Genomic DNA, 251 nt, shown 5'->3' on the forward strand with positions numbered 1-251 from the left:
GAGGAAGGCGACCCGAGCGGCGAAGCGTTCGGTCTGATCGTGCTCGGCTCGCCCGATCCGCGCCGCTTCCACGACGGCATGGCCACCGATTTCCTGCGCCAGATCGGCACGCTCGCGAGCGCGGCGCTCTCGCGCCTGCTGCCGCACTGACGCAGCCGCACTGAATTCGCACTGAAGCCGTGAACGCGCCCGATCCGATCGCCGACTACCTTGCCGAGCTCGAGCACGTGCGCCGCCTGTCGGCGCACACG

General features: G+C 70.1%; 1 pseudogene. It reads left to right on the plus strand.

What is annotated here, in order from left to right:
• A pseudogene (locus SB751_RS33395) lies at positions 1 to 150 on the plus strand (DUF484 domain-containing protein); the annotation flags it as partial.
• Positions 151 to 251 lie beyond the last annotated feature (101 nt).

Source organism: Cupriavidus sp. SIMBA_020 (assembly GCF_046535395.1).
GTDB lineage: Bacteria > Pseudomonadota > Gammaproteobacteria > Burkholderiales > Burkholderiaceae > Cupriavidus > Cupriavidus campinensis.